Source organism: Francisella philomiragia (assembly GCF_018135955.1).
Taxonomy (GTDB): domain Bacteria; phylum Pseudomonadota; class Gammaproteobacteria; order Francisellales; family Francisellaceae; genus Francisella; species Francisella philomiragia.
Map to the genome: position 1 here is coordinate 1554683 of NZ_CP063138.1, position 22931 is coordinate 1577613.

The following is a 22931-nucleotide window of genomic DNA, read 5'->3' on the forward strand; positions in this document are numbered from 1 at the left end:
TTGCTTCTACTCTACTCATCCCAATTAACTTCTATAAATTTCTCAGGACTCTTTTCTTTTAAATGACCTAAATTAGGACAACTAGAAGTATGTATAACAACTCCCTTTGTAACACTCATATATCCTTGAATTTCGTCAGGATAAACAGGCTGACAACATTTAGCCATCTCATACTTCATACCATTAAATCCAGATACTAAAACCTTAGGAGTCTTAGTTTTGGCTGTAGTTACTCGATTCTTCTTTTTGACAAGCTTTTCTTCAGCTGAATATGTATCAAGTATATGATTAACAATGCTATTAATTCGAACGGTACCGTTCTCAACAGCAACAAATAAGCTATCACTACTTTTCATATTAAACTTATTGGCAACTTCTACAAAGTCAACCTCTTTAAGATCATAGCCTCTTAATTCCTTGAGGAGTCTATCTTTTCCTAAAACAATATTATCTTCTTTATTTTGCTCGTTAAACCACTTGGTTACCCTAGATCTATTTCTAGCAGAGGTTAAATATCCCAAACTCTCAGAAGCCCAGTCTTTGCTTGGATTTGGTTCTTTCCCAGTTAGAACCTCGACCTTATCTCCTGTTTTTAGTTTAGTTGTTAGAGGTACTATCTTACCATTTAGTTTTACGCCTTTTGTACGGTGACCAACCATAGTATGTACAGAATATGCAAAATCTAGGACTGTAGAGTCCTCAGCTAAGTCTATTAATTCATTAGCAGGAGTGAATACATAAAGTCTCCTATTTAGCTCTTTAGTAATTTGGCTATCATCGTCGTTGATTTCTTTTTCCCATTCAAGAAGAGATCTCAACCATGCCACTCTTGCTTCATATGGTGCATCAAACTTCACACCTTCTTTATAACGCCAATGCGCGGCAAAACCAAGTTCTGATTCCTCATGCATTTTATGCGTTCTAATTTGAACCTCGATATTTTGTTTACCAACCCTAACCACAGTATGTATAGACTTATAACCGTTCGGCTTTGGATTAGCTATATAATCACTAAACTCCTCTGGAATCGGTGAATATAGGTTATTAACTTCAGCTAATACTTTATAACATTCATCTATATTGTTTGTTATAACTCTAACAGCTGTAATATCATAAAGATCATTGATATCTTGATAACCTTTGTTTTTAAACTTTTTGTATATACTATAGATGTGTTTAACTCTACCTTGAACACCAGCATCTAAATTATACTTTCTAAGTATTTGTTTTAACTCTTCAATAACTTGATTAAGAAATTCTTCTCTTTCTTTACGTGTAAAACCTAAACTTTTGGCTATTTTTTTATATTCTTCCTGTTCTAAGAAAAAAAAGGCCCTATCTTCAAGCTCCCATTTAATAGCTCCCAAACCAAGTCTATTTGCCAATGGTGCATAGATATCTAGTGTTTCTCTAGCTATAACTCTTTGGGTGTTAGTATTTAGAGACTTTAAATGACGGATAGTACATAGCTTATCAACTATTTTAATTAAAACGATTCTGACATCTTCTATAATCGTCAAAAGCATTTTTCTAAAAGTATCAATCTGCTCAAGTGAGATATTATCAGAACGGTACATCCTAATAGCTGACATTTTGCGTGTACCTTGCAAAATCTTAACCACTGTCTGATTGGTTGCTTTCTCTACATCTTCATCTGATATATCACCAAAATTATATAGCTCATATAAAATACCTGCAGATACTGATTCTTCATCTGCCTTGATCTTGAAAAGAACATATGCCATCTCGATAGCATATAAAAACGAGCTTATCCCTGTTGGATGACGTACTGATTCAGCACTCTTACTTTTTAGAAGTTCTAACGCTGCTGCTATAATCTCAAACTTATCGCTAGTATAAAAACTTTTAAGCTCGGATATCAAAAGGTCATCTTTTATCTGACCATCACTATCCAAAAGTTTAGAGTCAATAACTTGCATAATTTCCCACTTTTTTATAAAAAAATACAAAGCTAGTCTATAAGCCGGGTTCTGTAATAGACAGTCATTTATCTAGGCCTGTTGTCACCAACAAGCTCAAGCGACCTACCCTGCTACAATGCGAGCAACATTTTCGTAGCGCTATTTGGTCTTGCTTTAGATGGGGTTTACAATGCCATTGAGTGTTACCACCAATGCGGTGTGCTCTTACCACACCTTTTCACCCTTACCTTTTTGTAAAAAAAGGCGGTTTATTTTCTGTTGCACTTTCCGTAGGCTCACGCCTCCCAGACGTTATCTGGCATCTTGCTCTATAAAGCCCGGACTTTCCTCACTTATAAAAAGTGCGACTGTCCGACTAACTTTGTATTATTAGCTTTCTCTCATCTTTGCTAGTTCAATATTATAATTAGATTTTACCGAATTATACTCTTCCTGCAAAGCAGATATCTTAGCATTATACTGCTTTTTTATTTTTATAATTTCAAACTCAAGATCCATTCTATCGTTATTTAATTTTAGTCTACACTTATTATATTCTTCTTGTAGCATTATTCTATCATAACGAACAGCTTGTATTAGATTAAATATCTCGACCAACTCATCTGGGAACTGCTTAAGCTTATCAAGGTTAAACTCCTCAATATTAGAGTTATTATTGTTATTTTCAAATTGATAACTACCACTATCATGTGGTCTTTTTTTAAAATCAAAACTAGGTTTTTTCATAGAAATGTAAAAGATTTAGAAGTTAATGAAATCATATATGTGGTAATCTACCAAAAGCTACTAATAATTGCAATGCAATAATACCCATACCACAGAATAATATCAAAGATAAATATAGCTTACTGAGAATGCTATTATTACCTTGTTTAGTTCTTACAGCCCAAACCATCAGTGCTGGTTGTACAATTAAAAGTACAGATACAAAGATACTCGCATAACCCAAAGCAGCTATAAAACTATTAACAAAATATATTGCAAAAAACAGTGGAGGCAATAGGGTTATAATTAAAGTAATTAATTTCTTTCTAGAATTCAGAGCGTATAAATCCTGATTAAATGAAAATAACGCCAATGCAACTCCAAGAAAAGATGTAATAATTGCAAAGTTTTCAAAAAGCCTAATAAATATCAATGGTGCTCTTTGTCCTAAACTTACATAAGCTTCTGCTAGTGTTTTACCAGAATGACTAAGATCAATAAAGCCATTACCACCATGTAGATTTATAGTACCTAAAGTTGCCATAACCCAAACCAGATAAACAATTAATGGTGCTAATGCCCCAGCAGCTACTGTTCTTTTAAATACAATATCATTTTCAAAATAGTTCCTAATCGCAGGAATCACAATATGAAATCCAAAAGATGTTACAAGTATTGGAATAGAGAACCAAACATACTCAACACCTAGAGCTCTACTCTCTAGTACAGCTGGTCGTATTTGTGGAGCTACAAAAGATATAAACAACACAAAAGCTAAAACTTTTAGACTCAAAAACAGCTCATTAACTCTAAATACAACTCTAATTCCTTTGTAGATAAAAAAGCCAAAGACAAATGTAAATAAAAACTTTGCAAAGCTATCATTACCAAAGTTAAACCAGCTAGTAACATAAGTTTCAAAGAGCTGACCACCCATAAAGATATAAGCTGTAAGGAGTGAGTATAATAATAGTAAATAAAATAATAAATTCATTACTCTACCAGACTTGCCTAGTATATTATGAGCAATCGAATCCATATCTGTACCTAATGGTTGTGAAACATTTGCCTCAACAATTAATAGAGCTGTCGCATACATGATGATCCAAACCAGAAACAATGCCATTAATGCATAGTTAAAGCCTACTGCTGCAACTGCAAATGGAATACCAAGCATACCAGCGCCTATCGCTGTACCAGCTATAATAGCTATAGCGCCAAATTGTTTAACTTTTGAAACCTGTTTCATAGGCACCCTTTTTCGATAAAATTATTTTCAAATAACATTAAATTATACCAATATTGATAATTTAATGTAAATAATCAGTAATTAATAACTTATTATAAGAGTATTTTTGCAAGATTATCTTCTTGATTTTAATAGCAGATAAAGACAAACTTACTGCTAAATTTTAGCATCATATTTAAATTATCATGAGTATACAAAGAAAGGCCGTATTTGCCCTTTTTATAGTCACCATCCTATGGGGAACAACATTCCCATTAGTTAAGATCTCTCTTGAGTATGTATCACCTGGGCTTTTTGTAGCTTTTAGACTTGGATTATCATGCCTATTATTCTTACCTTTAGTTTTAAGAGCTAAGTTTCATAATAAACTATACTTACTAAAAGTGGGGGCTATATTTGGCTCACTTGAAGGTATGAGTTTTTATTTTCAGACTCAGGGACTATACACCGTTTCATCAAGTGTTTCTGCATTTTTGACAGCTTTGAGTGTAATTATGATTCCTTTCATAGGAAGTCTTTTTAAGGTAGATCGATTAACAATTTATGGAATAGTTGCTTCTGGTGTTTCATTATTAGGGATATATGCACTATCTGGCGCAAGCTTTGATAACTTTACTATAGGTTATCTTTGGTCAGTATTATGTGCTCTGATGTATGCTGTATCAGTAGTATATCTTAGCTATGAAACCAGAAAAGATCATCGCAGTGAAGCTTTTAAAGACTTGCGTCTACTAATAATACTGCAAGTAGCTTTTGGTATACCTATGCCTTTGATAACAGATGTATCATCGTTTATGTATCTTCACTTTAACTATATATTAGTAATCGCTATAGTTTTTTGCTCAATTTCAACAATTACTTGCTACTACTTACAGAACACTTATCAAAAACACCTAAGTATGTCTCAAGTTGCTGTTATCTTCTCTTTTGAGCCTATTTTTGCAACAATTTTTGGGAAGCTTATCAATGATGAAAAAATATATTTATCAACGATTATTGGAGGCTCATTAATACTTGTGAGCTATTTTATAATTGAGATAGGAAATAGAAAAAGGCAAGTCTAAGCTCTTGGATCAAAATTCATTTTTTCTTGCATTTGTTTATAGAACTCTTTTTTCTCATCAGTATCAGCAGGTGGTAATTTGACATCATAAACAATATAAAAATCTCCATCCCCAAGACCTTTGCCTTTGATACGCATTTTACGGCCTGACTGACTACCTTCTGGTACTTTCATTTTTTTCTTACCATATGGGGTATCTATTTCTAGTGATGTACCAAGAGCCGCCTCCCAAGGTGCTATATTAATATGCTCATAAATATCATTACCATCAACTTTATAGTTTTTATGATCCACTACTTCAACTTTGATATACAAATCCCCAGCCGGAGCATTTGCTCCAATGCCTGCACTACCTTTACCTTTGACACGTAGTTTTTTGCCATTACCCATAGCTGGTGGTATTTTGACATCTACGCTTTTGTGTTGCATGGTTGGCATACCATTAGCACCTGCTTCTTGATAGCTATACGAAACTGTTCTAGAGCCACCTTTGATAGCATCTTCAACATTCAAACGTAAAGAGATATTTATATCCTCACCCTTTCTAGCTCTTGGTTGACCTCCACCAAAGCCTCTTGCACCAGCTCCGCCACCAAAAAGATCACCAAAAATATCCCCTAAATCCTCGAAGTTAAAGCTTTGAGAACCTCCGCCTTGAGAGAAGCCACCAAAACCACCTCCAGCTCCGCCAAAACCGCCTTGCTGAACTTTATCCCAGTTTTCTCCATACTCATCATATAATTTTCTCTTTTCTTTATCACCCAAGACATCATAGGCTGTTTGAATTTCTTTAAATTTATCCTCAGCCCCTTTTTCTTTGTTAACATCCGGATGATATTTTTTTGCTAATCTTCTATATGCTTTTTTTAACTCAGCTTCTGAAGCATCTCTACTAACTCCTAGTAAAGAATAATAATCTGCCATATTTTAAACTCCCAAATACTTTCAAACATATCCAACAAATAGATAATATGGATACATAGTTAATGTTATAAAATTTCCTGCTATTAGATATAGGGATTAATTAGCGAAAAACAAGTGATATGGTTAAATTATCTAAAAATTATTAAAAGTTTTATATATTACTTATTACTAGCAAGTGTATATATAAATCCAGCCAACAAAGCCCATGGACAATTAAATATAAGATTGGCGTAAAACACATCATTTCCAGCATTTGATGCGAAGAAACCATCGCCGGAATAAGGCATTCTTATCATATAGTTAAAGAGTATAACTATCAAAGCCATAGCAGCACTTCTTATCCAAATATTCTTTGGAAATGGTGAAACAAGAAGTAGTGCCCATACACCACCCCATATCATCATACGGTATAACTCTAGCTTTAGATCTTCATTTAGGCTTAAACTATGAGTTGTAACCAAAATCCAAATAATCTCTATAACCAATCCACTGATTAATCCTGCCATATAGGCAGTAAATACTTTACTCAACAAATCTCTAAAACTATTCATAACAGTTTCTCCAACCCTATTGCTGAATTGTCGCAATACTATAAATAACACCAGCAAGTAATGCCCATAAAGAATTAAAAACAATATTCATAACAAATACTGCTGTGCCAGCATTTATAGCAAAGAAACCTTGACCAGCTAATGGCATTTTAACCAAAAAGTTAAACAATATAACAGCTAAACCAATAACTATGCTTTTGATAAGAGTATTTTTGGATATGGGTAATGCAAATAATATAGCCCAAACACCACCCCACACCATTAAGCGATAAAGCGTATATTTAAATTCATCATTAAGCTCAACTCCATGCTGACGAATAAAAATAAACAAAAAATATAAGACACAGGCACTAATTAATCCCGCCATAAAGCCCACAAAAGTTTTGTTTAAAAAATTTCTCATTATAATTGCTCCTTAATTTTTTCGTAACAGTAAAATTCATAACAACGGTACAGCGTAGTCCATAAAACTAACAATGTATAAATCAAGCCTAGTACAAATACTGTGCTCGGTAATAAAATCATAACTATAAAAAAGATAAATGTTTCGGCTCTTTCAATCAAACCTGGGCTATAGTAAAAGCTTTTAGAAGACTCTTTTTGACTGAATATCCCTACTAGCAAAAAACTACTAATACAAACAATAATAGACATCATCATTAATAAACCAACCCATGCAATATCAAGTTGATTGATAAAAATAACGATAATAATAAAACTCTCTACAAAACGATCACTTAATATATCTAACATAGTTCCAAATGATGATGAGCTATTTTGTAGACGCGCAACTGAGCCATCTAAAATATCTAGATATCCTGATAACAGTAGCAAAAACACACACAAGTATTGATTCATAAAAAATGATACTGCAGCAACTAAACCACAGATTAAAGATAGTATTGTAACCACGTTAGGAACTATTATAGGCGCTACAAGCTTAGCGACATTATCAACAAAGATTTTCTGAAAAGTTGGTCTGATTTTTTGTTCTATCATAACCTTTTACCAAATATTTTCATTAACAGTCTAACTAAGCGTCTAACTTTGTTACTATATAGCTTCGGTGTGAAATAACTTCCAGCAATTCTTTTGTTTAGTTCACTCAAAGTTGGATATGCCACAATATGAGAAGCTATATCTTTTATCTTTAATTTGTTTTTAATTGCTAAAGTCCATTGTACAATTAGCTCACTAGCGCTTTCACCAACAATAGTAGCCCCTAATATATAACCTTTTCGGCTAACAGCCACTTTGACTAAGCCATTAGTTGCTAGACTTGCGACTGCTCTATCATTATTTTGATATGACAATTTCAGAATTTTTGCACCCTGATCTTGAGCCTGTGAGATATCTTGACCGACATGTGCGATTTCAGGGCTAGTATATATAGACCATGGTAAGCTACTATAATCAACTTTTGCTGGTAACTTGAATAAGATATTTTGGATCACTATACCAGCATGATAGCCTGCCACATGAGTGAACTGATACCCTCCAGTGACATCGCCTATAGCATAGATATTTTTATAGTTTGTTCTCAAGCGCTTATCAACATTTATACCTCTAGAAGTATATCTAACACCCACATTATCTAGATTTAACTTAGCTAAATTTGGCTGTCTCCCAGCTGCAACTAATAGATGCGAGCCTTCGTAGTACTTATCGCCACAACAAACATTTATCTGTTGATTTTGCTGTTCAATCTCTGTGATATTTACATTTGTAATTATGTTGATACCTAGACGATCAAACTCCTTAATCACAACTTTGCGACATTCACTATCAAGCATACCTAAGATAGTATCTGAAGCTTCAAAAATTGTAACTTGGCTACCCAACAAAGCATAAGCCTGTGCTAGCTCTACACCTATAGGTCCACCTCCGATAATCATTAAATGCTGCGGCTTTTCTTTAAGCTCAAAAATTGTTTCATTGGTTAGAAAATCAATTGTATCCAAACCTTTAATATTAGGAATACTTGCTCTTGAACCAGTAGCTATAACAATATATTTAGCCTTGATAATTTTATCACCAGCTTTGACTGTATAGCGATCAACTATCTCCGCATATTCTTGGATAACTTTAACCCCTAATTTCTCAAAACGCTCGACTGAGTCATGTGGCTCTATTTTTGCTATAGTAGCTTTGATATGTGCTTGTACCTTGGCGTAATCAATATCTATGCTATCTACATTTATACCAAAGTCTTTAGCCTTATTTAATTTTGTAATAACTCTTGAAGCTTCTATGATTGCCTTAGATGGTACACAACCATAATTAAGACAATCACCTCCCATCTTACCACCTTCACAAAGAACTACGCTTGCACCCATTTGTACTACACCAGCTGCTACAGAAAGTCCACCTGAACCACCACCTATAATACAAATATCTGTTTTAATCATAGCTACTTTCTCTTTTTAATAATTACTGGAATAATTGACAGTATAGCCAAGGCTATTAATGGCAAAATAAATTGAGGCTCTAATATGATGCCTAAGTTAATATCTGCTCCTTGCTGAATTACATAAGCAAAGCTTGTACCAACCCATACATAAACAACACTACCAGGAATTATCCCCAGTAGTGTTGCCCAGAAAAAGTCTCTGAATTTAACACCAAACATCCCAGCAGCGATATTTATAATAAAGAATGGAAATATAGGTATCAATCTAAGTATTAATAAATAGTTAAAGACATCTTTTTCAAAACCTAGTCGCATTTTTTCGATACTGCCTTTAGCCTTGTTTTTTAGCGAATTTCCCAACGCTGTTCTAACAGCAATGAAAACTACACTTGCTCCCAATGTTGCAGCCAATACAACAATAATTGAACCTAATACCAAACCAAATAGTAAACCACCTAACAAAGTCATAATAGTAGCCCCTGGTATAGATAATGCCACAACAACTATATATGCAACCGAAAACACCAATATACAAGTTAAAAAATGCTGATTAGCAAAGTCTAATATTGTTTGATAGTTATTTTTGAGTGCTTCAAGAGATAAATACTGCTGCCCCCCAAAACTAAAGAAAGAGATTATGCCAATGATTAGTACTGCTATTGGAAAAAATTTATAAAATTTACTATTTGCCATTACTTCGCTATTATCTAATATATCTAAATTACATAATATACTTATGCTCAAAGAAACTCATCAAATTTATTTAGCCACAATTAACAAAGAAAATTATAAAACAGTATTTTATACCGAAGAAATTAAAACCCCTATTGGCAATCTGATTGCTATTGCTGATGATAATTACCTATATGCTTGCTTTTTTATTAGTGATTCAAATATCTGCGCTATAGAAAAATTATTAAAAATTTATAATGCGAAAATATCATTCAAAACAAATGAAATAACTAGCAAAGCTAGAAATCAACTTGATAAATACTTTAACAAAGAATTAAAAACATTTTCTATCCCTCTACAACTAACTGGTACTGACTTTCAAAAACAAGTTTGGCATGAGCTGATAAAGATCCCTTATGGAGAAACAATCAGCTATCGTAAAGAAGCTACAAATATTGGTAAACCAACTGCTTTTAGAGCTGTAGCTAATGCTAATGGTAAAAATCTACTACCTATAATTATCCCTTGTCATCGAGTAATCAACTCCAACGGTAAACTTGGTGGCTATACTGGTGGATTAGATAAAAAAGAGTTTTTGTTAAATCTTGAATCAAATAAAAAGTCTTAATTAAAACTACTTCTGAAATTTTAGTAAATTAATTTTCTGACAAGTCTAGACAGTAAGTATTGTACTGCATACGTTTCATAACTGATTCAACAAAGTCAAGTATAACATTTGACTTTTTAGTATTCTAAAACTAAAAAATATTGATAAAATCTACTAAAGCTTTTAAAGCCCAATGCCTTGCTTTCATTACTGTTCGAGCTTCAGTTTTGAAGTGCTGACTGAGTCGGTCAACTCAGCCAGCTGCAAGTGATTAACAACTGTTGTATGTAGTTAAACCCTTACATCAAAACAACTGCTACTACCTTAAGCTCTTAAACAGTTTAAGGAGGTTATAAAAATGCTAAAGTTATTAGTTAAAATAATTTTAAACATCCATATAATAATCGTTATTCTATAAAAAATATTTTCAATTTACCACAATTTTATAGAATTCTTTTTCTATGTAACCAAATCCACATTAGCGGAATTGCTATAATTATAATATCCGCTACAACTAAAATCATTGTATATTGGAAGACATTCTTAACATGTGAGAAGCTTGGTGGAAATAACCCGAGTATAAAGCCTAACATACACATAAATATTGCAACTAAAGACATAGTTACAAGTAGCCAGTTAGAATTTCTCTTACCTACATGAAATACTCGATGAGTATCTGGCTGCGTAAATCTAAGTCTAATCGCCGCGGCAAAAACCATTATCCACATAACTACAGTGAACTGTGATGTAATAGCAATCAATAACGCAAATGCTGCATATACTGATGGCATCACTAAGAATACCGAAGATAAAACGAAAACTATCAAAATCTGAATAACTAACATATTTACTGGCATGCCAAATCTATTTTTACCTGCCATGATTTTTGGGAAAAGCTCCTGTTCTGCTGCTGTCTGCATACCACGAGCAGGCCCTAACACCCATGTACTAAGAGCCGCTAACATACCCAAACTTATCATTACCACAACTACTGGCTTAACATTACCTAAGCCTATTATGTTTAATACTTGTGAGATGCCCTGTATCAGACCATTTAAAACATTAACATCTTGTACAGGAATAATAATAGTTAAACCAACCGTTGTTAAAATAGTTAATGATACTATTATCAAAGTAGCTATAAGTATTGATTTGGGAATATTTTTCTGAGGATTTTCGATATTTGTCATATGGAAAGCTACTGACTGAATACCTGAGTATGAAGATAAAGTCTTAACTAAAAGAGCATAAGTACCTACAGAAAACACTGGTAAAAGATCACTAAAACCATGATATTCCAAATTACTTTGCCCAGTAACTAAGAAATATACTGCACCAGAAATTAACAGTATTCCTGGAATTATCATACCAAATACTGCACCAATAATATTTAGCACAACAACTTTTCGTAATGGTAAGCAGTTAAATAAACTTATAGCGATAAATACAGCAACCATTATTAACCAAAAAGTAACACTTGTTTGAGTATTCTCAGCAAAACCTCTAAAACCAATATATGAAAATGTTGCGATTAATGCTGTCACAGAACTTGGGAAGCCTACCACATTGTTAAACCACTCCAACCACATTGCAAGTACACCGGCTTTTTCACCAAGACCTGCTTTGACCCAGCTAAATACACCGCCATTATTTTGCGTTATCATACTACTAAGCTCAGCACAGATAAGTGATGTTGGTAATAGAAATGTAACTGCAGCAATTAGATAAAAGAAAACACTTTGTAAACCAATTGTTGCCATATAAGCTATCGAACTTAAACTAATTATCGCTGAGATATTTAGCATTGTTAGCGATAGTGTCGAAATTTTTTTGTTAGATATATGCATAATTTAAATAAACCTTATATAAAATACTCTTGAACAGTTGGTCTTAGATTATATTCACTAGCTAAAACCTTACCATAAGCTCCTGCTGAATATATAGCTAATAAGTCACCACGCTTTATTTTAGGAAGCTGATAATATTTTGCAAATACATCACTAGATTCACAGATAGGCCCAACTATATGATAATGTTGCTTTTCATCGACACTTTCATCAATCAAAGCCTCAATCTTGTGTTGCGCTTGATACAATGCTGGTCTAATAAGCTCTGTCATACCTGCATCTATAATCGCAAAATGAGTATCTTGAGTCACTTTATTAAATAATACCTGTGATACAAGCACGCCTGACTGCCCGACCAATGATCTACCAAGCTCAAAATGTAGCTTAACATCATCACAATATTCAAAAAACTCTCTAAATCTAGCAAAATAGTTATCAAAGTCTACTATAGGATTCTGATGTGGATTTTGATAATCAATCCCCAAACCACCACCAAAATTAATATGCTCAATACTAATATTATTTTCTTTCAATAATTTTATATGCTCATTTGTAGTAATAGCTAGTGATTGAAAAACTTGATAATTCAATATCTGTGAACCTACGTGGTAATGTAGTCCTATAATCTTTATATTGCCAAAATTTTGAAAATCATTTTTTAACCAGTTAAGAACATCAATAAAAGCAATACCAAACTTATCATCAAATTGCCCTGTACTTATATAATGATGAGTCTGTGCATCTATATTTGGATTAACTCTCAGACAAATATTTACCTGTTTATTCTTCGAGGATGCTATTTGGCTAATAACCTCTATCTCTTCTAAAGACTCGCTATTAAAAGCAAAAATATCATTATCAATAGCCAATTCAATCTCCCAATCAGCTTTGCCAACTCCTGCAAAAACAATATGCTGAGGATCTACATTCTGCTCAAGCGCCCTTTTAATCTCACCTCCACTTACACAATCAATTCCCATACCATATTTCTTAGCAATATTTACTATCTTTAGATGATGATTTGCCTTAATTGCATAATGAATCTCAGCGTTTTTGAAATTTTTATCTAATGCTTTTTTTGCACTAGCAAATGTATCTTCCAAAAGTGTACTATCGTATATATAACATGGTGTCGTGAGTTTATGCTCTTTTATATAATTAGCTAGTCTAGCTCTATCAAAAACTATATAGTTACTCATTTAATTATCCTTTTTAATATAAAATCGGCAACTGCCAATCATCCTGTACTTGTTTATAAATATCTTGAGTTAATTGCACCAATATAGGATTTTTATTCATATCCAAATAAGATTGAATATCTCTAATATCATCCTCTGCCATAGCAGTACATCCTTCTGTACCTGTCGTCGGAGACTTCCAGATATGCATAAAAATACAAGAGCCTTTTTTGGCTATCGCTGGATTAGTATTGTACAAAATCTCTACACCATATTTATAGATAGCAATCTCTGACATATTTTCAGCTGATAGCCAATCTTTATCATCAATAAGATCACTATTAACTATTTGGTTATAGTATTTTGAATTACTATCATCTACACATTCGATTCCAGTTTTTAGCTGTACATATTCAACTGCTAAGATATTAGCAAATCCAAAAGTTTTACCAATATCGAAAATACCTGCTGGTGATTTACTATCGCCTTCTTTTTTTAAGTCTGCATCTGCTAGACTTTGATATATGCTATCTGCCCAAGCTATGCCATTCTTACCAACTACTACAGTAGTCGCTAATTTCTTAGCCAACCAATTATTTTGATTGTCTTTTTCAAAAAACCAAAGCTTCCCCGTTACACTCTGCCAATTTGATGTGGTTACTACAATTAATTGCTTAGCCTTTGATATTTTTTGTATACTTAGATTTTGACTAACCATTTTGTCCTCCTAAATTCAATCAATAAAATAAATTTAAAGAATAAGAGGTTTTCGCTTAGTGTATGTTTTATGGTTTTTTGGTATTAATGAATAATTTATTTTGAAATAAAAGTTTGAAATATACATACACTATTCTCCTGCTGTTAGAGGTTCCAAATACGACTCATAAAGTTATAACCAAATGACATACTCATGCTCTATTCCTTTTGGTTTAATTTAACGAAAAATATTATTTATCTCATTAGACTAAACAATAATCAATTTTTTGTAAAATATTTTTATATATGAAATTAGATTATTTGATTTTTATTAATAAAATATTATTATAAAATCATGTTAATTAAGCCAAGTTCGTTGTAAACTGATTTGGTAAAATGCAAACTTGTACATGTAGGATATTCTCTTATATGATTCATCATGAAAATTCATGAGGGAGTCGACTTCGTATATGAGAAATATTCTAAATAAATTTTCAAATCACAAAGGAGATGCATAAATGGATGCTCAAAAATATATTGATAGCGTAATCGCTAAAGTAGAAAAAAGAGATGGACATGAAAAAGAGTTCATTCAAGCTGTGAAAGAAGTTTTTTCTACTCTTAAGCCAGCATTAGAAAAAAATCCAAAGTTCATCGAAGAAAATATTCTAGAAAGAATCGTTGAGCCAGAAAGAGGAATTACATTTAGAGTTCCATGGATTGACAGAGATGGCAATGTTCAGGTTAATAGAGGTTACAGATATCAATTTAATGGTTCAATAGGTCCTTACAAAGGTGGTATTAGATTCCATCCTAGCGTATATTCTGGAATCATTAAATTCTTAGGCTTTGAGCAAATATTTAAAAACAGTTTAACTACACTTCCTATGGGTGGTGGTAAAGGTGGTTCTGACTTCGATCCTAAAGGCAAAACTGATGCAGAAATTATGAATTTCTGCCAAAGCTTCATGACTGAATTACAACGCCATATCGGTCCAGATATCGATGTTCCTGCAGGTGATATTGGTGTTGGTGGTAGAGAAATTGGCTACATGTATGGCCAATACAGAAGAATCCGTGGTGCTTTTGAAAACGGTGTATTAACTGGTAAATCTTTAGAATCAGGCGGTAGCTTAATCCGTCCTGAAGCTACAGGTTATGGTGCAGTTTTCTACTTACAAAATATGCTTAAACATGACGGCGAAACTCTTCAAGGTAAAACTGTTGTAGTTTCTGGTTATGGTAACGTATCTTGGGGTGTATGTAAGAAAGTTGCTCAATTAGGTGGTAAAGTTGTTACTATCTCTGGTTCAAAAGGTTTTGTACATGACCCAGCAGGTATCACAACAGAAGAAAAAATTGATTTCTTATTACAAATCCGTGAAGGCAAAGTTTCTATGCAAGATTATGCAGAGAAATTCGGTGCTACTTTCCATGCTGGTCAAAAGCCTTGGGGAGTTAAAGGAGATATCGCTATCCCTTCTGCTACTCAAAACGAGATCGATGTTGAAGATGCTCAAAAGCTTATCGATGCTGGTGTTAAATATGTTGTTGAAGCATCTAACATGCCTACAACTAATGAAGCTATCGAATTCCTAATGGAGAAAGGTGTAATTCTAGCTCCAGGTAAAGCTGCTAACGCTGGTGGTGTTGCTACTTCTGGTTTAGAAATGTGTCAAAACTCTGCTAGAATAGCTTGGACTGCTGAAGAAGTAGAAGCTAAGTTAGAGCAAATTATGGCTAATATCTTTGATGCTTGTAAATTCGCATCTGAGAAATATGGTCTTGGCTACAACTTAGTAGCTGGTGCAAACCTTGCAGGTTTTGAAAAAGTAGCTAATGCTATGATCCAACAAGGTAGATATTAATATCTAAGAATATATTACTTATATACTGCTAGTGACTATTCAATCACTAGCAAAATCTGCTAAAATCATTCTCTCAAAGTTCTTTCTTAGAAAACAAATTGATTAAACAAAATAATTTTACGGCTAATAATTATCAGCATAAAATAAGAATGCTTGTATTGCTTTCATTCCCAATACTAATGGGTATGAGTATAGATTTATTTGCACCATCTTTACCTGCTATTAGTACTTCTCTTAATACAACTGCTTCTATTTCAAAAATGGTGATATCAATATATCTGATAGGATATGCTATAGGCAATCTCCTAATAGGGATCATTACTGATGGTATAGGTCGTAAAGTTCTACTTAGAACATCATGTGTACTATTTGTTATAGTTAGCTTACTACCTACTCTAATACCAAATGAATATGTATTGCTAGGCTCACGATTTTGTCAAGGATTTCTGATGGGATCCATGGGAGTTGTTACTCGAGGTATTTTTTCAGATATTCTGCCACCTGAGAAGCTTCTAAAACTTGGACCAACAATGGGATTTCTATGGGGATTAGGACCTATTGCAGGACCTATAATTGGAGGCTTCTTACAAGATGCTTTTGGTTGGAAATCTGGATTTTACTTCTTCAGTATCATAGTAGCCTTGCTGACAATATTAGTTTTCATCTATATCCCAGAAACACTTAGTAAAAAATCAAAACTAAGTACAGCCAAAATCAAACAAGATATAACCGAAGTGATAACTAATAGAGAGTTTATGACTCTCTGTATAGCAATGGGAATAGCCTATTCACTTATCATTAGTTTCAATACATTAGGCCCTTTTTTAATTCAAGATGTAATGGGATATTCAGCTGCATACTTTGGTAAATTAGCTATATTTTTAGGCTGTGCCTTTCTACCAGCACCAATACTTGGGCGTAAATTATTAGATCACTACTCTGTTGGTAAAATATTTTTTGTAGTTATCCATTTATTCATAATCCTTACTACTATTTTCTTTATAATTAGTCTAATAAACAATAGTATATCTTTGATTATTATTGCTACCATGGCTGTTTACTTCACATGTGGATCAATCTTTCCACTATCGATGGGAAAAGGTATCTCAATGTTTCGCCATATCCCTGGAACTGCAGCAGCAATTATGTATTTTGTGAATATCTCAATAACTAGTTTGACATCATTTTTACAAAGCTACGTTCATGCTCACAGTATTACAAATATTCTAAGCATTTACTTGGTTTTAATGTTTATAATTGTTGGGTTATACTGGTATAAACTAAAGGATCTTTAAAGTCTTATGTCTATCAAAAATTATGATGTAATAATAATCGGTGCCGGTGCGGCTGGGCTTATGTGTGCTATAGAGGCAGCCAAAAGAGCTCGTGATGTACTAGTATTAGACCATGCCAATAAAATAGGCAAAAAGATTCTAATGTCTGGTGGTGGAAGATGTAATTTCACAAATTACAATATCGCAGCCGATAGATACTTAGCTGATAATCAGCACTTTATGAAATCTGCTCTATCAAGATATACTCAATGGGACTTTATTAGTCTAGTTAGTGAGTACAACATTCCTTATCATGAGAAGACTCTAGGCCAACTTTTTTGTGATAACAAAGCTAAAGATATCGTTAATATGCTGTTAGATGAATGCCAGAAATATCAAGCTAAGATACAGTTGCATACAACTATTGATAACATTACAAAAAAAGAAAACATGTTTTATCTAACAACCAGCGCTGGTGAATATATATGTCAGTCACTGGTGATTGCTACTGGCGGGTTATCTATACCTACTATGGGTGCAACTGGATTTGGTTATAAAATCGCCAAAAAATTTGGCTTAAAAATTAATCCTCAAAGAGCTGGACTTGTGCCTTTTATTTTCAACTCAGAAGATCAACAAAAATTTGGACAATTACGTGGTGTATCAACTTATTGTAGAGTTTCAAACAATCGAGCAAGTTTTGATGAGAATATACTTTTTACACATAAAGGATTAAGTGGTCCAGCTATTTTACAAATATCATCTTATTGGCACTCAGGGGAGAGTGTTGAAATCAACCTTTCTCCAAATGCAAATATTACTGATTTTTTAACTTCAAAAAAAGAGCAAGGCTCAAAAGTCACACTAAAAAACACTCTATCAGAATTACTGCCTAAAAATCTTATTAATGCATTTTTTGAGAGCTCTCTACTTGAAAAAAGAATATGTGATTTATCTGCGGAACAGATAAATAAAATTCACCAACAGCTCCATCAATGGATAATATATCCACAGACAACTGAAGGCTATCGTACCGCAGAAATTACATTAGGTGGTGTTAGCTGTGATGAATTATCATCTAAGACTTTAGAAGCTAACAAAGTCAAAGGATTATACTTTATTGGTGAAGTTATTGATGTAACTGGATGGCTAGGTGGATATAATTTTCAGTGGGCTTGGGCTTCTGGTTGGGCCTCGGGACAAGTTGTATAAATTTAATCGCTAAGCTATAATTAACTAAATATTTTTCGGGTCAAATATTTTAATATGAAAATACCTAACGAGAAAGAATTCGCTATAAAAAAAGCTATTCTAAAAGCTATTGAGCAAGGCTATAGTGTTGCTCAGTTAGCAGATGGTTTTGGAGTCTCTAGAAGCCTGATATACAAATATCGTAGAGTACTTAGAGATCAAGGTTTCATCAGAAAAAATGAAAACGATATGTATGTAATTACTGAGAATAAATTTTCAATGAAACCCGAAGCTCCGAAGACTGCTAGTCTTGATTTAAAATATGCTGATTTAAATGACCCTAATACTTATTCTGAACAAAATCATCCTATCGAAACTGTAGATAATGAAACTTTTTCTGATGAAAGCGAGCAGCAAGATAATAGTTTAGCAACTGTAGAGTCGATTCAAGATTCTGTAGAACAAATGCAAAGACTCAATGAAATAAAAAAAGCTAATAAATTACGAGCAAAAAAAGGGTTTCTAAATAAGGTATTTGGAAAAATTAAAAAAATTATTTAATAAGGGAGTTACAATGTCAAAAACTATAGAAAATATTGCAGAATTTGCGCAAAGAAATCATATATCAGAAGAAACTGTGAAAGAATTGGTTACTCATTTTGCTAATGATGCTGAGAAAATCCAAAAATTTATACTAGAAAAAACAGAATGTATTTTTGATGCCAATATTAGAGATTTAGAGCTTAAAGAAGCTCTTAAGAATCTTAAATAACTCTTTTCTTCTAAGATAATTATCTAAGCTGCTTGTTTTTGGTTAGTATTTCCTAAATTCTTCAATGAGTTTTTAGCATTAACAATATTTGGACTATAAATATCCTTTGAATCTTCTAGAGCCTTTCTTACTATGCTTATATCTTGAGCTGGAGACTGTGACTCTTGTAAGTTCGCGTACAATAATGCAATGATACCAGCAACATGAGGTGTAGCCATAGATGTGCCTTGCATATAGCCATACTCATAGTTATTTAATGTAGAGTAAATCTGTGCTGTTTTGCCATAATTATAACTATCTCCACCAGGAGCTCTAACAACTAGACTGTTTACTCTCCATTTTAGAATTCCATCAGGAGCATAGTATGTCGAGTAAGGTGCTAACAAGCCTTTTGGTCCTGTAGATTCAACAACTATCGCATTTATATCTCTACAACCTGATGGTATATCATTAAATAAGTTTTTGCCATCATTACCTGCAGCAATAACTACTGTTACACCCCTTTCATGGGCAGTCTGAATAGCTTCTTTCCATGCTGGGCATAGTGTACCCATATAGTTATCTCTCCACTCATCTTGACTGACTATAGGCTGTCCAGTATATGGATCAATCCTAGACATTCCAAGACTTAAGTTAATAACTTTAACCGGAGCTTTGTTGTTCTCTAGATATTGGCCACTACTATTTTTTGCATATACCTGTGCTCCAGCCGCCCATTTGACAGACTCTAATATAGCGTATGTATCACCACTACCATCATCTCCTAGAGCTCTAATAGGCAAAATCTTAATACCATCTATCGCCCCTGCTACACCTTTAACTTTAGGGCCATTTGCAGCTACTGTTCCGGCTACATGAGTCCCATGAAAACTACCATTATCATAGATATTACTAGATACTCTTAGCTCTCTATTTTTCATAAAGAAATAGTAATGACTATAATCTCTATCTATTTTTTTTGATATATCTTCAGGAGCGGCATATGCTAATCCTGAATCAATTACAGCAACATCAACTCTCTTTGACTTATCTAAAACCAAATCCCATGCACCATATGCATCGATTCCACCAGTGACTTCTTTAGGGCTCTGCATATCCCACTGTTGTCCCCAACTTATTATGTCATTTTGAAAGTCCGCTGTATTAGCTGCTTGTGTGTTGTTTAAATCATAAGCATACATTTTTGAATTTTTTGGGATAGCATATTCAACATTTGGATTACTATCCATAAAACTTTTAGCAGCTGCATAAGCATTACTGTTTGATGCCTTTTGCGCCGCACTACTTGATTGAGTCTTTAAACTTGTAGTAGTTGGCTGTAAAGGCTGACCATCGTTTACTTTTACAATTTTTGTTCTCGAATCAATCTCTTCAAGGACTTGATAATTTTGGGCTTGACTAGTGCCTACAGAATTAGCACTAAATACAGCTCCAGATTTATTTTGATTATCTTTATATTTAACAATTAGCTCAATATCGTTTGCATACGCTGAGGCATACAAAGAAGCTCCTATTAAAAATATTTTTTTAAACATATCTTCTGTCCTTAAGTTTTATATTTCACAAATTGTAAACCATTATTTATTTTAATGGTTCACAATATCATTATATAAAAACAACTCTTTTTAAATATTTTTACAGCAGCTTAAATATTTAAATTTTTTCTTATTTTGACTATTTAGTAGACTTAAAATAAACTAACTCAATGAAGTGAGTTTGATTTTATAAATATGGATAACAAAAAAAATATTCTAATAACAGGTTGCTCGCATGGTGGCATTGGCTACGCTACAGCCATCTATCTTCGAGATAAAGGATATCAAGTTTTTGCCTCTGCTAGAAAGCAAGAAGATGTAGATAAGCTCAAAGCTGAAGGCTTTGATACTTACTTGATAGATGTCACTAATTATCATCAGGTTGATCAGGCCTTAGAGGCTATTTTAGCTAAAACTGGTGGCAAATTAGATGCTGTATTTAATAATGCTGGATTTGGACAAGTTGGCGCATTAGAAGATATCGATACGCAATTTATCAAAAAGCAGTTTGAAACCAATGTATTTGCCGTACACAATCTAACTAACAACGCTATAAAAATCATGCGTAAACAAGGTTATGGGAAAATAATACAGCATAGTTCAATATTAGGGCTTATTGGTATGAGGTTTCGCGGATCATACGTAGCTAGTAAATATGCACTAGAAGGTATGACTGATACTATGCGACTTGAACTTAGGGATACTAATATTTTCATTAGCCTATTAAATACTGGACCTGTAACAAGTAAATTTAGAGAGAATGCTCTAAAGACTATCGATAATGTTGAAGTAGAAAATTCACCTCACAATAAAGAATACTATAGAATAATGCTTGGTAATCACAAACCTATCCCTTTCAACCTACCAGCAATTGAAGTAGCCAAAGTTGTTGAAAAAATTCTTGTAGCAAAAAAACCAAGACCTAGATACTTTATAACAAAAGCAACTTGGATTATGACAACTCTCAAAAGATTTTTGACAACAAAAGCTTTCGACAAGGTTGTAGGAAAGTATTAACCATTATTTTCTAAACTTATACAAAAACCATCCTACAAATATAAAAATCATTGGCCCTAAAATTAGTTCTGATTCATATATTGCAATCTCATATGCATCATTCATATCGCTTGGTGGTTGAAAACTAAATATTATACCTAATGATGTCGATACAAAAACTAGTACTGCAAACAGATATTTTATCTTATGATTCATAAGCTTGATATAAGCGATTACAAGATATAAATAAGGGATAAAATAAAGTACAGTAGCCATAAGGATCAAGATTTGATACATCGCATCAACTGATGGCAACAAGTTTGTAAATACGACTATAAAGGTGACCAACACTCCCATAAATATCAAAGCATTTCTTGGAGAATCGTGCTTGTTAGTTTTATGCAACCAGTCCGGCAAAATTCCTTTAGGAGTACATTTAAAAAACATAATAACAGGTGCTAATAACCAAATACTAACTGCGGCAAATTCAGCAAATGTTAATAAAAATGCCATGAGTTTAGGAAACCATGCCCAATGAAATTGATGACCTATAATCTCAAATGCAGTCATCAAACCAGATGCTTTACCGATATCATCAGGTGATGCTACCAGATTCAGAGCTACGGTACCTAGTATATATAGTCCAAGTAATATAAAAGCAGATAAAATCAAGCCATAATAGAGGTTTTTCTTAGCATCTCTAACAGAGTTGGCAAAAGTAGGAATTATCTCGATACCCGCCATAGCAAACATAATAATAGTCAAAGTAGAAAGATTGTCCCACGAGCTACCATGAGGAGCTATATTAGCCATAGAAAAATCAGTAGCACTATGCCCTACGGCTATATATGCTGCCACCCCTAAAATGATTATCACAATAGCAGGTATAAATGAGCCTAAAATACCTCCAATATCTACTAGATATTTATTTGCCTTTAGACCATAAAAGCTAATTACCGTAATCAACCAAAAAGCTATTAATACCACCACAGTAATATAGTAATGATTCTCGACCAACTCAGGCTTACCGATAAAGTAAGCAAAATTTGTAGCCAAGAATATTAGAACTGCTGGATAGTAAAATATCGTATTAATCCAATAAAGCCATGCAACCATAAAGCCTGATTTTTCACCCAAAGCTCTAGTAGTCCAAGCATACATACCGCCCTCATCAGGATACTTACGTGACAACTGTGTAGCTATAACAACTAATGGCAAGAAAAATACCAAAGCACCAAGTATCCAAAAAAATATTGCTGATGCTCCTAAACCCGCAGCAACAGGTATCCAACGAATACCAAAGTTAGCAGTGACTGCCATTATAGTGACATCTTTTAATCCAAGAACTTTATTATCTGTTGAGATTGAACCCATAAAATATATTACTTGTTAATAATTCATAGAATGATTATATACATCATAATTAAGAATAAATATTCTAGAAGCTTAT

General features: G+C 33.3%; 22 protein-coding genes and 1 other RNA gene. 8 read left to right on the forward strand and 15 right to left on the reverse strand.

Translation table 11 applies throughout. The features are described from left to right. Nucleotides 1-11: 11 nt before the first annotated feature. The 4 genes from IMS64_RS07600 to IMS64_RS07615 form a co-directional block, all read right to left on the reverse strand. Nucleotides 12-1940, reverse strand: coding sequence for a RelA/SpoT family protein (locus IMS64_RS07600; RefSeq protein WP_211490336.1), 1929 nt, complete (start codon nt 1938-1940; stop codon nt 12-14). A gap of 24 nt (nt 1941-1964) precedes the next feature. Continuing rightward, nucleotides 1965-2306: RNase P RNA component class A (rnpB, locus tag IMS64_RS07605), an RNA gene on the reverse strand. 6 nt (nt 2307-2312) lie between these two features. Beyond that, complete coding sequence (locus IMS64_RS07610) at nt 2313-2669, reverse strand: hypothetical protein (protein WP_004287137.1); 357 nt, start codon at nt 2667-2669, stop codon at nt 2313-2315. Between the two features lie 31 nt (nt 2670-2700). Further along, the gene (locus tag IMS64_RS07615) at nt 2701-3897 is read right to left on the reverse strand and encodes an amino acid permease (RefSeq protein WP_004287136.1); all 1197 of its coding nucleotides are present in this window, start codon (nt 3895-3897) and stop codon (nt 2701-2703) included. 185 nt (nt 3898-4082) lie between these two features. Here IMS64_RS07615 and IMS64_RS07620 point away from each other — a divergent pair, with 185 nt between their 5' ends. Beyond that, nucleotides 4083-4961 (forward strand): DMT family transporter, encoded by an 879-nt coding sequence (locus IMS64_RS07620; protein WP_088821621.1) that lies wholly within the window; start codon nt 4083-4085, stop codon nt 4959-4961. On the opposite strand, the gene IMS64_RS07625 is transcribed toward IMS64_RS07620, so the two are convergent. From IMS64_RS07625 to IMS64_RS07650, 6 genes are all read right to left on the reverse strand, one after another. Continuing rightward, a complete protein-coding gene (locus IMS64_RS07625; RefSeq protein ID WP_088821622.1) occupies nt 4958-5884 on the reverse strand; it encodes a DnaJ C-terminal domain-containing protein in 927 nt (308 codons plus the stop codon). The two genes, IMS64_RS07620 and IMS64_RS07625, sit on opposite strands and share 4 nt — an antisense overlap. 158 nt (nt 5885-6042) lie before the next feature. Beyond that, the gene (locus IMS64_RS07630) at nt 6043-6435 is read right to left on the reverse strand and encodes a membrane lipoprotein (RefSeq protein WP_088821623.1); all 393 of its coding nucleotides are present in this window, start codon (nt 6433-6435) and stop codon (nt 6043-6045) included. A 16-nt stretch (nt 6436-6451) separates the two neighbouring features. Then, the gene (locus tag IMS64_RS07635) at nt 6452-6838 is read right to left on the reverse strand and encodes a membrane lipoprotein (RefSeq protein ID WP_088821624.1); all 387 of its coding nucleotides are present in this window, start codon (nt 6836-6838) and stop codon (nt 6452-6454) included. Next, nucleotides 6838-7434 (reverse strand): CDP-alcohol phosphatidyltransferase family protein, encoded by a 597-nt coding sequence (locus IMS64_RS07640; protein ID WP_013922482.1) that lies wholly within the window; start codon nt 7432-7434, stop codon nt 6838-6840. Before IMS64_RS07640 ends, IMS64_RS07635 begins: the two co-directional genes overlap by 1 nt. Continuing rightward, nucleotides 7431-8843: a dihydrolipoyl dehydrogenase family protein gene (locus IMS64_RS07645; RefSeq protein WP_211490337.1), complete on the reverse strand. Its 1413-nt coding sequence runs from the start codon at nt 8841-8843 to the stop codon at nt 7431-7433. Before IMS64_RS07645 ends, IMS64_RS07640 begins: the two co-directional genes overlap by 4 nt. A 2-nt stretch (nt 8844-8845) precedes the next feature. Further along, nucleotides 8846-9538: a TVP38/TMEM64 family protein gene (locus IMS64_RS07650; RefSeq protein ID WP_211490338.1), complete on the reverse strand. Its 693-nt coding sequence runs from the start codon at nt 9536-9538 to the stop codon at nt 8846-8848. Nucleotides 9539-9581: 43 nt separating this feature from the next. Here IMS64_RS07650 and IMS64_RS07655 point away from each other — a divergent pair, with 43 nt between their 5' ends. Then, entirely contained in the window at nt 9582-10145 is a 564-nt protein-coding gene (locus tag IMS64_RS07655) for a methylated-DNA--[protein]-cysteine S-methyltransferase (RefSeq protein WP_211490339.1), read from the forward strand. 422 nt (nt 10146-10567) lie between these two features. On the opposite strand, the gene IMS64_RS07660 is transcribed toward IMS64_RS07655, so the two are convergent. The 3 genes from IMS64_RS07660 to IMS64_RS07670 are packed head-to-tail and all read right to left on the reverse strand — an operon-like array spanning nt 10568 to nt 13867. After that, on the reverse strand, nt 10568-11971 hold the full coding sequence (locus tag IMS64_RS07660; RefSeq protein WP_211490340.1) for an APC family permease: 1404 nt from the start codon (nt 11969-11971) through the stop codon (nt 10568-10570). Nucleotides 11972-11985: 14 nt separating this feature from the next. Next, nucleotides 11986-13170 carry a diaminopimelate decarboxylase gene (gene lysA / locus IMS64_RS07665; RefSeq protein WP_211490341.1) on the reverse strand — a complete coding sequence of 395 codons (1185 nt, stop codon included), beginning with the start codon at nt 13168-13170 and terminating at the stop codon, nt 11986-11988. Between the two features lie 13 nt (nt 13171-13183). Then, nucleotides 13184-13867 carry a L,D-transpeptidase family protein gene (locus tag IMS64_RS07670; protein ID WP_211490342.1) on the reverse strand — a complete coding sequence of 228 codons (684 nt, stop codon included), beginning with the start codon at nt 13865-13867 and terminating at the stop codon, nt 13184-13186. A gap of 496 nt (nt 13868-14363) precedes the next feature. Between IMS64_RS07670 and gdhA the strand changes: the two genes are divergently transcribed. The 5 genes from gdhA (at nt 14364) to IMS64_RS07695 (ending at nt 18950) form a co-directional block, all read left to right on the forward strand. After that, on the forward strand, nt 14364-15713 hold the full coding sequence (gene gdhA / locus IMS64_RS07675) for an NADP-specific glutamate dehydrogenase (RefSeq protein ID WP_004287124.1): 1350 nt from the start codon (nt 14364-14366) through the stop codon (nt 15711-15713). 98 nt (nt 15714-15811) lie between these two features. After that, nucleotides 15812-17008 carry an MFS transporter gene (locus IMS64_RS07680; protein ID WP_244972897.1) on the forward strand — a complete coding sequence of 399 codons (1197 nt, stop codon included), beginning with the start codon at nt 15812-15814 and terminating at the stop codon, nt 17006-17008. Between the two features lie 6 nt (nt 17009-17014). Further along, the gene (locus IMS64_RS07685; RefSeq protein WP_211490343.1) at nt 17015-18199 is read left to right on the forward strand and encodes a BaiN/RdsA family NAD(P)/FAD-dependent oxidoreductase; all 1185 of its coding nucleotides are present in this window, start codon (nt 17015-17017) and stop codon (nt 18197-18199) included. A gap of 54 nt (nt 18200-18253) precedes the next feature. Further along, a complete protein-coding gene (locus IMS64_RS07690) occupies nt 18254-18739 on the forward strand; it encodes an FTL_1293 family small RNA FtrC-regulated protein (RefSeq protein WP_211490344.1) in 486 nt (161 codons plus the stop codon). A gap of 13 nt (nt 18740-18752) precedes the next feature. Continuing rightward, nucleotides 18753-18950, forward strand: coding sequence for a hypothetical protein (locus IMS64_RS07695; protein ID WP_004287120.1), 198 nt, complete (start codon nt 18753-18755; stop codon nt 18948-18950). Nucleotides 18951-18973: 23 nt separating this feature from the next. Here the strand turns inward: IMS64_RS07695 and IMS64_RS07700 are convergent, their stop codons facing one another. Next, nucleotides 18974-20485 (reverse strand): S8 family serine peptidase, encoded by a 1512-nt coding sequence (locus IMS64_RS07700; RefSeq protein ID WP_211490345.1) that lies wholly within the window; start codon nt 20483-20485, stop codon nt 18974-18976. 195 nt (nt 20486-20680) lie between these two features. On the opposite strand from IMS64_RS07700, the gene IMS64_RS07705 reads away from it, so the two are divergent. Then, nucleotides 20681-21502, forward strand: coding sequence for an SDR family NAD(P)-dependent oxidoreductase (locus tag IMS64_RS07705; RefSeq protein WP_211490346.1), 822 nt, complete (start codon nt 20681-20683; stop codon nt 21500-21502). Nucleotides 21503-21505: 3 nt separating this feature from the next. Here IMS64_RS07705 and IMS64_RS07710 read toward each other — a convergent pair whose 3' ends face one another. Continuing rightward, entirely contained in the window at nt 21506-22855 is a 1350-nt protein-coding gene (locus IMS64_RS07710) for an APC family permease (protein ID WP_211490347.1), read from the reverse strand. Nucleotides 22856-22931 lie beyond the last annotated feature (76 nt).